Annotated in this window: 8 protein-coding genes; 2 read left to right on the top strand and 6 right to left on the bottom strand. The window is 33.5% G+C overall.

What is annotated here, in order from left to right; translation table 11 throughout:
• Window positions 1-7: 7 nt before the first annotated feature.
• On the bottom strand, window positions 8-931 hold the full coding sequence (locus tag NQQ59_RS23345) for a TonB-dependent receptor domain-containing protein (RefSeq protein ID WP_257698450.1): 924 nt from the start codon (window positions 929-931) through the stop codon (window positions 8-10).
• 159 nt (window positions 932-1,090) lie between these two features.
• Window positions 1,091-2,377, bottom strand: coding sequence for a TonB-dependent receptor (locus NQQ59_RS23340; protein ID WP_257698449.1), 1,287 nt, complete (start codon window positions 2,375-2,377; stop codon window positions 1,091-1,093).
• Window positions 2,378-2,726: 349 nt separating this feature from the next.
• On the opposite strand from NQQ59_RS23340, the gene NQQ59_RS23335 reads away from it, so the two are divergent.
• Together NQQ59_RS23335 and NQQ59_RS23330 are read left to right on the top strand one after the other, a co-directional pair.
• The gene (locus NQQ59_RS23335; RefSeq protein ID WP_257698448.1) at window positions 2,727-5,042 is read left to right on the top strand and encodes a TonB-dependent receptor; all 2,316 of its coding nucleotides are present in this window, start codon (window positions 2,727-2,729) and stop codon (window positions 5,040-5,042) included.
• Window positions 5,043-5,111: 69 nt separating this feature from the next.
• Complete coding sequence (locus NQQ59_RS23330; protein ID WP_144212106.1) at window positions 5,112-6,221, top strand: PepSY-associated TM helix domain-containing protein; 1,110 nt, start codon at window positions 5,112-5,114, stop codon at window positions 6,219-6,221.
• 93 nt (window positions 6,222-6,314) lie between these two features.
• On the opposite strand, the gene NQQ59_RS23325 is transcribed toward NQQ59_RS23330, so the two are convergent.
• The 4 genes from NQQ59_RS23325 to NQQ59_RS23310 form a co-directional block, all read right to left on the bottom strand.
• The gene (locus NQQ59_RS23325) at window positions 6,315-6,959 is read right to left on the bottom strand and encodes a hypothetical protein (RefSeq protein WP_144212108.1); all 645 of its coding nucleotides are present in this window, start codon (window positions 6,957-6,959) and stop codon (window positions 6,315-6,317) included.
• A 76-nt stretch (window positions 6,960-7,035) separates the two neighbouring features.
• Window positions 7,036-8,199, bottom strand: a complete 1,164-nt coding sequence (locus tag NQQ59_RS23320; RefSeq protein WP_144212110.1) for a PepSY-associated TM helix domain-containing protein — start codon at window positions 8,197-8,199, stop codon at window positions 7,036-7,038.
• 9 nt (window positions 8,200-8,208) lie between these two features.
• Window positions 8,209-9,465 (bottom strand): hypothetical protein, encoded by a 1,257-nt coding sequence (locus NQQ59_RS23315; RefSeq protein ID WP_144212112.1) that lies wholly within the window; start codon window positions 9,463-9,465, stop codon window positions 8,209-8,211.
• A 27-nt stretch (window positions 9,466-9,492) separates the two neighbouring features.
• A complete protein-coding gene (locus NQQ59_RS23310) occupies window positions 9,493-11,916 on the bottom strand; it encodes a TonB-dependent receptor (RefSeq protein WP_144212114.1) in 2,424 nt (807 codons plus the stop codon).
• Window positions 11,917-12,005: the final 89 nt, after the last annotated feature.

Raw genomic sequence — 12,005 nt, 5'->3', positions numbered from 1 at the left:
TTATTAATTAAAATTGAGTTACTAATTTGATATTAAAAGATCTTCCTGGTTTTTGTACACCAAAAAAGTCATAATTTTTTTCATTGCTTAAGTTTTGTATTTCCGCCGTCAAAGCATATTTGACTCCGTTTAAACTGTTATGATAAGTTGCTCCAAAGTCAAAAGTCTGCTGGCTTGGAATAACGAATGGATTTACAGAAGCACTTTCCCAACTTCTGTAGAATTCATAAACATATCTTGCATCAAGAAACAGAGATAATTTATCTGATTTTCCTACGACATTATGAAAAGAGTAATTAGCTCCTCCGTTGGCAAAAAAGTAAGGTTGATTAGGTACTCTGTCTCCTTTGTAAGCTGCAAATATTCCTTCGTCTGAGTCATTATAAAAGTGCTGATAAGTACTATTTGCACGAAAGGAAAGTTTGTCGTTTTTAGAAGTCCAGCTACCAGAAACTTCGATTCCTTTAGAAGTAGCAGCAAATACATTTTGATAAATATTATTGCGGTCCAGACTAGGAACAAATAAAATTTGATTGTCTATTTTTCTTAAAAAGAAATTAGTTTGAACTTGCCAGCTGCTCTTTTCAAAATTTGTTTTAGATGTGAAAAAAAGTTCAAAATTGACGTTATGACTGCGCTCAGGTTTTAAATTTAAATTTCCTTGTATGAATTGTCCATCCCCGAAAAGCTCGTCAGTCTGAGGTAGACGAGTGGCATATTCATAAGTTAATCTTGTAGCAAATTGCGGATTGAATTTAAAACGGAATCCATTTCCAAAACCAAAGTAATTCACGCTTCTGTCTTCTTTTATAACGCTATTATTAGAAGGTATTTTTTCCTCTGAACTGATTTTTTGCCAATAATTTTTTATAAAAAAAACATCTTCTAACCTTTCATCAAGAGCATTTACTTTAAAGTCTGCTCCATTCACCCATGTAAAATAATCCCTTATAGCAGTTGCTGGATCATAACCGTTAATAAGCCTGTCGTCTCCAGTTTGTTTGGAGTAGGTAGGAGCAGAAGTAAAACTTACAGCATATTGATTACTGATTTTCCATGAAGCTTTTAAACGGGAAAAGACATCATTATTCTAGGTATAAGTATCACTCGGACCTGTAGATTCAGAGATCTCTCCGCTGACATTTCCTGCAGAGCCTTCAATACGTTCACCATACCAATTATAAACATAATCAGAAACATCTTTAAATTGGCGTTCCCTGTAATTATATCCAGAAATAAAATCTAAATTAAAATTTTCACCAAAGTCATTACGATAGGTAAGAACTGATCCAGCCGATTTTCGATAGGTCATGACTTCTCCATAAGGTACTCCAACCATTAATTGATTATGTTGAATTTCTTTTGTGTAATCGGTAAAAAATCCTTCGATGCTTAACTCTTTTGCCCAAGTTCGCTCTTTTAAACCAGTGATCAACTGCACTCCATAACCTTTGTAGGCATCATGAAATCTTGGAACTGTTACTTTTTTAATTTTACCGGCATCATCTGGTACATCAACATCTACTTTATAGTTGTTTTGTGAAGTATCATAAAATCCGGTTCCCTTTATAAAAAATCCAGTTTTTCCGTTATAGTTGTTTAAAATTAAGGAGGATCTGTAAGTTCCAAAAGATCCTGCTTGAGCAGCAAAAGATCCACTGAAACCACGCTTTATTTTTGGAGTGATCAAATTGATGGCTCCACCAAGAGCATCTGCTCCAAATTCAATAGGAACTACTCCTTTATAAACTTCAATACGATCAACTAAATTTACTGGAACAGTTGAAATTCCAAAAGTATAACCGTGATATTCCAGAGGTATGCCTTCTAAGAAAAATCGGATTTGATTACCTGTCAATCCATTCATTGAAAAATTGGTTCTTGATCCCAAGCCACCGGTTCGTCTGACATTTATGCCTTGCGTTTGTGCTAGTACTTCACCCAAATCTGCAGTTTTAAACTTAGCTTCTTTGATTTCTATAACTGAAACGGCTTGTGCTGTCTGCTCTTTTTTTTGTTTTTCAGATATACCTTTTACGACTACATCATTTAATTTTTCTGCTTCTTTTGACGTATTATTAGTTTTTTCTAAAGTAATATCGATTGTATTGTTTGAAGAATCTTCTATAAGAATGTTATGTCTCTTTGAAGTATAGCCTGCAAAACTCACTTCAATTACATAATTGCCGTTGTCGAGATTTTCTACTTTATAAAATCCTCCAGAATTAGTTGCGGTATTAATTTTGGTACCTAAAAGTAAAATGTTAGCACCTATCAAAGGGTTTCCATCTTGATCATTTACTTTACCTGAGAGGGTATTTTGTGCTATTAAAAATGTTGTCGAGAATACAAAGAGCAATACTATTTTCAGTTTCATGAAATTTGATTAGGATTATAATTATTCTTATTTAGAATAAATAAAAATGCGAAAGTATGAAATTATTTATTAATAATATATTAATGGAAAATGAAATGTATTTATTTCTTAGTTTTTAAATGCTAAAAGTTGTTTCGTTATTTATTATAAATTAATTAAAAAGTATATATAAAACCTTATGGTTACTGATGAAAGAGCCTGTTTGCCCTTTGTTAAAGTCATTTATAAGTCCAGAGAAATCGACTTAAAAAATCTTAACTATTTGTGAAATAATTTAGAATGATTACTTTTGCGCAGAATCAATCTAAATAAAAATAACGCCATAATGTTTTTTTCGAATACCTTAAAAATGAATTTTAAACGCCCTATTTTCTTAGTTCTTTTAATTTTTTTAGCCGTTAAATTAAATGCGCAATCACTCCGTTTAAAGGTTGAAAATGAATCAAAAAATCCTATTTCAAATGCCTCTGTTGCTTCAGGTAATAAAATTATCGGAACAACAAACAAGTCTGGTGAAGTCTCTATTTTAACCAGTCAGATACAAGATCAAACAGTTTCTGTTACAGCTTCGGAATATGAGCCTCTTTCGTATGTTTTTTCGAATTTGAAAGAAAAAAATACCATTACAATTGTTTTGAATAGTGAAAACAAACTACAGGAAGTTGTGGTTACTGCAGGTAGAAAACAGGAAAATATTGCTACAGTTCCTTCTTCGATAACCATCATGAGTCAAAAAGAAATACAAACTCAAAGCAGTATAAACACCAATTTGTCTTCTATTTTAGGAAATGTTATTCCTGGTCTTGGTACGTCGACAAATAAAGCAACGAACTCGGGACAAACATTAAGAGGACGCCAAGTCTTAGTTTTGATTGATGGAATTCCACAATCTACGCCTTTAATGAATGGTGCTCGTGATATTCGTGTGGTCGATGCCAATGCAATTGAACGTATTGAGGTTATTAAAGGAGCTACTTCTATTTATGGAAATGGTTCAGGTGGTGGTATTATCAATTACATTACAAAGAAAAGTCCGTTAGTTGATAGTTTTCAAGGAATTACTACTGTTGGTGCGACTTTTAATCCGATTCATAGTAGTGAAACTTTTGGCTATCGTGTTTCACAATTTTTTAATGGTAGAAAGAATAAGTTCAGTTATGTTATTGGTGGTGCTTTTGATTACACGGGTCTTCAAAGAGATGCTGATGGAAAACCTTTGGGACAAACGGATGGTTTATCTAATTCATCACAATCTAATGCTTTTGTAAAATTAGGATATGACATGGACGAACATACTAGTTTTAATGTAGTTTACAATTTTTACGGAAGTACTCAAAATGCTAAATACATTAGCCAGGCTGGGGTATATGGACAAACTCCTACAATTGGTGTGAGAGGTACAGAACCTGGTAAAAATGCTGGAACGCCGTTCAACCATAACTTTATGTTTACTTTTTCTAAGAATAATTTATTTAACAATACACAATTGGATGTGTCTGCTTATTTGAATTCTTTTCAGTCTATGAATCGTTATGTGGCTTCGGCTACGGCTTGGTATGGTCCAGGGCAAACGATGATTAATTCTAATAAAAACGGAACAAGAGTTAATTTGAATACTCCTTTTACTATAGCTTCAATGCCTTCTGAAGTTACGTATGGTATTGACCTTTTAAATGATGTTACGTTTCAAGATTTAGTTGATGGACGTGTTTATATTCCGAAAATGGACATGTTGAATATTGCGCCTTATGCACAGTTAAAAGTAGATGTTTTAGAAAATTTAATCTTTAAAGGAGGATTACGTTATGAAAACGCAACCGTTCGTGTTAAAGATTATAATACAATTGCTTCAGGCCCTAATAACCAAGGAAGTATTTTTGTAGAAGGTGGTAAAATTCCATATAATGCTACGATGTTTAATGCTGGTCTTCGTTTTAATAAATATGAAGTTTTCAATCCGTTTGTAAGTTTTTCTCAGGCATTTGCCATTAATGAATTAGGAAGAATTTTAAGAAGTGCAGAAGAAAGTACTATTGCAAATCTAGCAACTGATCCAATTATTACCAATAATTACGAAGCAGGTTTCTCTAGTAAATTCTATAATTTTAATATTACGGCGGCTTATTACATTAGTACATCAAAATTAGGTGCTAATTTAATTGAGGTGGATGGACGTTTGGTTGCACAACGTGAACCTGAGAAAATTAAAGGATATGAAATAACTTTGGATTATAGATTCTCTGATAAACTGAATGTTGGAGGAAGTTATTCATATGTAGAAGGAAAAGCGGAATTTGATGACGGAAGCACTGTTTACTTAAACGGATCACGTATCGCTCCTCCTAAAGCAACTGGATTTATTAATTACAAACCAACTTCTGATTGGAGTTTACAATTATCATGGGTTAATACAGGTTGTCGTAATCGTTTTGAGCCAAATGCTAATGGAAGATACAATAATAGTGAAGGGCCAATCTCAACTGTAAATCTGATTAATTTTGCCGGAAGTTATGCATTTAATAAAAAGTGGTCATTAAATTTGGGAGTTGAAAATTTATTAAACAATAGCTATTATTCAACTTTAAGTCAGTATCGTGCTGTGAATGCAGATTATGTAATGGGGAGTGGTATGACAACCAGTTTGAATTTACGTTATAAATTTTAAAATTCTCAGCATAAATAATTTTAAAAGCTTTGGTTATATTTGAAAACCATTTGCGAAACGACATAATAAATGAATAAAACGCTTAAAAAAAATATTGGCTTTTTGCACCTTTGGCTCGGACTTATATCCGGGCTAATTGTTTTTATGGTTGCCCTTACAGGAAGTATACTAGTTTTTGAAGACGAACTCGATGAATTTTTTAATCCTGAATTTTATAAAGTAGCAACAGTTGGTAAAGAAAAGCTTCCCGTAGATGTTATTACTTCTAAAGTACAAAAGGAATTTCACCTCAAGAAAATTGATCGTTTGCATTCATTTTATGAGCCAGAAAGAACTTTATTAATTATGGCAACCGATTCTGACAAGAAGAAACAAATTATTTCTATTGATCCTTATAATGGTAAAGTTTTGGCATCTGTACCAGCGAAGAAACGTTTTTTTTCGGTCGTTCTAGATTTGCACCGCCATTTGGTTTTAGGTGACTTTGGACAAGCAATTACCGGAATTAGCTGTCTTATTTTTATATTTATGCTTTTGTCAGGACTTGTTTTGTGGTGGCCAAAGAAAATTAAAAACCTCAAACAAAGATTAACCGTAAAATGGGATGCTTCATTTAAAAGAGTCAACTGGGATTTTCATTCTACTTTTGGTTTTTATACTTTTTTGGTACTGCTAATCATTTCATTAACAGGTTTGACGTGGTCTTATAAATGGTTTGAGAACGGAGTTTATTTTCTGGCTGACGGAACAACTAAAAAAACGTCGGCTAAAGTTGAAAACCCGACTAAAATTGATCCAAAAGGAGACAAGTCATTTTTCTATCAAAATATATTTTCAAAAACAGACAGTATTTATAAGTTTAAAGGAGACACACAAATCAGAATGCCAGCAGATACTATAAATAGTATTTTGGTAATCAAAATGAATCTTGAAAAAGAAATCCCTAATATCGCCAGTCTTGCTTATTTTGATAAATATACAGGCAAAATCGTAGAAACAAGACCTTATGAATCCTTTAGTAATGGTGATAAATTAAGACGTTTAATTTATCCAATTCATACGGGGAGTATTTACGGATATCCAACAAAGATTTTGGCATTTTTAGTCTGTCTTTTTGCTGTTACACTTCCCATTACAGGTCTGATTATATGGCTTGGAAGAAAAAAAAAGAGTAAGTAATATTCTTTTTTAATGTATTAAGAAACTACACTTTTTGTATATTATAATAATGGCCGTCACCTTACATGACGGCCATTATTATAAAAATCAAAATTACTTTGAAATAAATAAATTTGATGTTAAAGTATAGATGGCAAACTGATAATCTTTTCCTGAACGATCATCTTTGTATTGTAATTCTATCTGATAATTTCCTTTTTCTGCAAAAACAAAGTCAAACAAACCGTTTTTAAGCTCATTAAAAGTTTTTAATTCTCCCGATGGAGTAAAAACAGTTACCTGAGTTTTTCCCGACACATATTCAGGTACTGTTAAATTAAGTTGTTTCTGATTTCCATTTTGTTTTAAAGTAAAATTTAATGGTATTTCATATTCAGATTTAACTGCTTTTGTATTTCCAACCTGAACATTTGATTTCGCATAAAAATAAGGCACAAAGGCTGGTGTATTTGGAAAATTCAATGGTCCTATTGTAGTATTTTTGGCAATAATCTGATACGTTCCGTTCTGACTTGGAATGAAATCAGCCTGATAATAATCTTTTTGCGGAGTTGCTTCCAGTCGGTTCAATTTCCCATCGGGACTTTGCAACCAAAGTTCAAAATTTTTGACCATAGACCATTCTTTGCCAGAAAGTGATTCCCAACTTTCGCCAACTTCTGCAAAATATACTTTTACAGAATGAGACACTCCCTTCTTTCCTGTGTTGTTGGTTTCGACCCAAAGGGCATGAGCCATACAGTTTTGCAGACCACATAAGATCATGAAAACGAGTAAGATTTTTGATAATTTCATATAATAAGAGATAGTATTTTTATAATTCTTTCGGACTCTTCTTTTTCTTAAATTTTCGATTGTACCATATAATAAAACCTGTAATTGGAAGACTGGTACAAATGAGGCAAATTAAAAAAGTTAAAATTTTTGCAGGCAAACCATACCAAGTTCCAAGATGGAGAGACAAATTCATGTTTTCCATGTTCATTTCGGTTAATATTTCAGGACTTAAATCCAGTTTTTTTCCTGAATAAATATTTACATATTGAATATCGCCACGATAAGTAACCATACTTGTTTCTTGTTCGGTACGAATCATAAGTGCTCCTGATTTCGGATTTGGTATGCCGATCGTCATCTGTGGTTTATTTACATCTTTATAAGGAGCAATAAGTTTTGCTATTGGCATTGCTGTTTTGGTGCTGTCTGCAGGCGGCAATGCAGTTCGAATTGATGCTCTTTCAGTTGTCCCACTGAAAACGGTAAAGAATGCATTTTTGACAGGCTCGTAGGTTATAATTAATCCTGTGATAGTCAAAACCATCGCTAACGGTAAAGCATAAAAACCTAATACATTATGAAGGTCAATATTTATTCTTTTCCAGTTGGCATTCCATTTAATTTTAAAACTTTTATTGATGTTAGTTTTATTCCATTTTTTGGGCCACCACCATATTAGTCCTGATATGAGTTCGATTAGGAAAATGATGGTAGAAATACGTACAATCTGCAATCCCGTTTTGCCTAATAGTAAATTTGCATGAACCTCGGCAATAAATCGAAAGATGCCGTAAGTGAAGTCCATTTTTAAAACTTTTCCAGAATACGGATTTACATATATATTACCTAAACCTAACAAAGGCGGCTTAGCTGAACGATCAAAACACATAATTTTTACTGATTTTGACGAATCTTTATAAGTGGTGTACTGCATGAGCATGATCTCTGGATACTGTTTTTTTACATTTGATAAAACAGATTCTATTGCAATTTTTTCTGGATGTTTTGGGACTTCAACATATCTAACTTCTTTATTCACAAAGTTGTTGATTTCATCATGAAAGACAAAAGCGACACCTGTTAGACAAATAATGAAGACAATAATGCCCGATATCAGTCCCAGCCAAAGATGCAGCCAGTTGTTTATCTTTCGCCAGCTGCTCTTTTGTTGTTTATTCTCTTTTTTATTTTGTAATGCCATTTATTAATTTTAATTACCTGATAAGCGTACAAAACCTTTAGCTTCTCCACCTCGTGAAATACTGAATGCCTGACTTGCTGTAACTCCATCTGGATTTAATTTATAATATCCGTTGAAGCCTTCTGTTTTATTTATAATTCTAATAAACAGGTTGTCATCAATGATTTCTAAATTTCCAATCGTAAATCCGAATGTAGTTAAAGGAAGTCCAGTAATATGAACTGCAGATTTACTTTCAATATCGACAGCATAAAAACGGTACATAATATCTAAAAGGTTGCTATAAGAAGGAAGTTCAACTTTCTTTTCAGAAACATCAACAAATAATTTTCCTTTATATACTTTTAAACTCCAAAGTTGAGCTCCTTCAGGCATTCCTAAATCTGTTGCTTTAAGAGACCAGTTTTGATCGAAGTCAGTTTGCCCAGCTTTGATACGGAAAATAGTAGAAGGCTGTGGTTCCATTACTCCTGAACTGTTGTAATCCCAGCCAGTTGTTACCATGTAGATTGTTCCGTCAGGAGCTTGAGTGTAAGCAGGATATTCAGAACGTGCATGTCCTTGATTTTTTACAAACGAATGAACAATAGTTTTTTCTGGTTTGCCTGTTGCAATATCAATAACAGCTAAAGTAAGGTTGCGCATATTTTGATTAAAACTGCTGCCACCTTCAGGTGAATAGCTTATGTTTACGTATAATTTGCCTTCTTTTGCTATAATGGTCTGATCTCCGGTTGTTACATTCGTTGTGATTCCGGATCCTTTTTCTACTAATTCAGATAAATCAATTTCCCCCGTTCTTTGCATAGTTGTAGGATTGAACTTTTGAATTTTAGTTTTTCCACGATCAGCATCAAAGTAAAAACCGGTTGTTTCATCTACTACCAGATTTTGGGCAGAAGTCCCACATTTTATAAAACCAGATTGTTCTAATATTCCTGATGCATTCAAAGAAAAGCGTACAACACCAGTTTCTCCTGACAAGGTAGCTTTATTAAAAATCCAGTTTTTATAATGTCTAAAACCACCGTAAGCTCTTGCCTGTAAAGAATAACCTCCAATATTATCAACAGCTCCGGTTGGTAAATTGTCGTATGCGGCATAGTAACCTGCATTTGCTGTGGTACTTTCGGCTGTTAAAAGAACATATTTTCCAGTTGCGGATGGTTCTGTAGGAGTTGTGTCATTATTGTCACTGCTGCAAGAGGTAAGTACTAAGCTTCCCATAGTAAGGAATAGTACTGAAGTCAAAAATCTTTTTTTCATTGTTATTTAAATTTAGTTTTAAGATTACTATTTAAGGATGTAATTCAGTTTAAGGTGAAAACTTCTTCCGGCGTTTTGTACTCTGAAGTTGTCATATATGGTTTTGTCAAAAATGTTTTTGCACTCAAAATTGACTGAAAATAAGTGGCTGTTCCAAGGAGTCCAAAGTATACCTGCGCTTTGTATGGTTTGAGTCGGAATGATATTAGGAGCGTTAACTTTTGCTTTTCCCCAAAGTCCTAAGAATCCATCAGGTTCTGTGTTTTTTGGAATATAGTCCAGGTAATATTGGTGTACATATCCCATATTCCAGTACATTTTTAACTGATCTTGTTTATTGAAAACTTTTGAAAAATGAACATCAGCACCTAAGTTGGCAAAGAAAAAAGGCATATTTCGCAATCTGGCTCCTTCAAGATATTGTATAAGCGGATTTTCAACATGGTACAAACGAAAATCCTGATAAGTGAAATTTCCATTTAGACGTAGCCATGATAAAGGAGTTACATGCAGGTCGGTTTCTAATCCGATTCCTCTAACTTGTTCGACGTTTACATTTTGTGTATAAATTAAATTAACAGGAACAGAGTGTATTAAGTCTTTTGTAATACGATAAAAAGCGTTTAATTCTATATTGAACAGATTCTGTTTACCTGTTCCAAAACCAATATTTCCATTAATACTTCGTTCAGGTTTTAGACTGAAATTAGATAACGCAAAGGAACCATCTCCCAAAATTTCACTTTGTTCAGGAAGTCTTGTTGCCAATTCTCCCGAAATTCTCATAAAAGTCTGTCGCGTCCAATCATACTTTAAAGATTCAGCCATTCCAAAAGTTGAGACATTTGTTTTGGTAGTTTCAGGTTTTAACATTGCTGTACTGATATTGACTTCCTGTCCAACCATATCAGCATAATAAAATTTCACCTGAAGTATATTTTTTAGTTTCTCATCCATAAAAGAAGAGTTTAAGCCTAATGTTGCAACGGCTTTGTTATAATCTGCCGGAAGACTTTGCAGATCTACAGGATTCTCACCAGCAGATTTAGCTCCATAAGGATCTTTTCCCGTTCTTGTGTAAGAATTATAGATAACATTGAAACTAATATTATGTGCATCAGAAAAAGTATAATTGGCACCAGTACGTGAAGTGAAGTTGGTAAACCAAACATCTAATAAAGAAGCATTTCCGCTTTCTCCACGTTGATTTTCATTTACAGGTTCATGGTAATTTCCAAACCAATCATAATATCCAACTAAAGTATCATCATGAAGACTGTTGATTTTACTGTAAACCAAAAATTGATCAACATCCAGACGATCCTGCAAAAATTTCTTTTTATATCGTACAGTTGGAATAACAGGTGTATATTGTTCGTTATACGATGCTCCGTATGGTTTTTCCATCAAAGCAGCGAATTGATTATCGCGTTTAATATAGAAGGAAGTCAGTCCTACGCGAAATTCATCTGCCCATGAAAGATTACGAAATCCCGCAAATATTTCTCCATAGATTTGTTTGTAGGCATTATGAAAAAGTTTTACCCTTGTCGGAATTACGTTGGCAGTTTCCTGATCTGGTACACCTGCAGTAACAGTGTAATTGTTGTCGGAATAATTGTAGAAAGAATTTAATCCCCAGAATGCCTTTTGATCTTTGGTATTATATAATAAATTGACAGAAACTCTATGCGTATTAAAAGAGCTTATTTCGTATGAAAGTGCCAAATAACGCTGCTGGTCAGCGCGGGAAACCATATTAACGGCACCTCCAAGTGCATCAGCTCCAAGATTTGCTGGTAATACACCTTTAAAAACTTCTACACGTTCCAACATGTTAATTGGAATTGCTGAAATATTAAATGCATTACCCAAATAATCTGTAGGGATTCCGTCTTTAAATATTTTAATGGCTTTTCCTTGAAAACCATTCAGCATTATATTCGTGTTTGCGCCCAAGCCACCTGTTTGGCGAATGCGTACTCCCGCGGACTGATTCATCAGTTCTACTAAAGTTGCAGCTTGTCCCTGAACGGCTTTTGTATCTACGATTTCAGCTTTTATGGTTTCATTTTTGGCAGTTTTGTTAGCAGAGGTTTTGTAGACTGTAACTTCATCAATTTCAACTGATTCATCAGAAAGAACAAATAAAAGTTCTACATCTTTATTTTCGTGTAGAGGTAAAATTCTATTTTCTGTTTTCATCCCCATATAACTGACTTTAAGAGTATCGGACTTGGATGAGTTTGTTGTTAGAGTGAATTTTCCTTTTGAATCGGTTTGTGTTTTAAGATTTGCTCCAATCAGTAGAATATTGGCATAAGGAATAGGAGTTTTGTTTTCAAATAAAACCTGTCCGTATATTCTTTTGACGGCATTTTGAGCTTTGATTTCTGTAGTACTACAAGTGAAGAGAATGAAAAGTGTAATGCTTTGGTATAAGTATTTCATTTAATTTATAAATTTGCATTATTTAGATTGAATAAAAACAAGGCAAAAGTAAAGAGACTGATATACGGTTTTAACAGCATTGTATACGA

Source organism: Flavobacterium panacis (genome assembly GCF_024649945.1).
Taxonomy (GTDB): Bacteria; Bacteroidota; Bacteroidia; order Flavobacteriales; family Flavobacteriaceae; genus Flavobacterium; species Flavobacterium panacis.
Note: the sequence above shows the minus strand (reverse complement) of the source record. Positions and strands in the feature narration are given on the sequence as shown.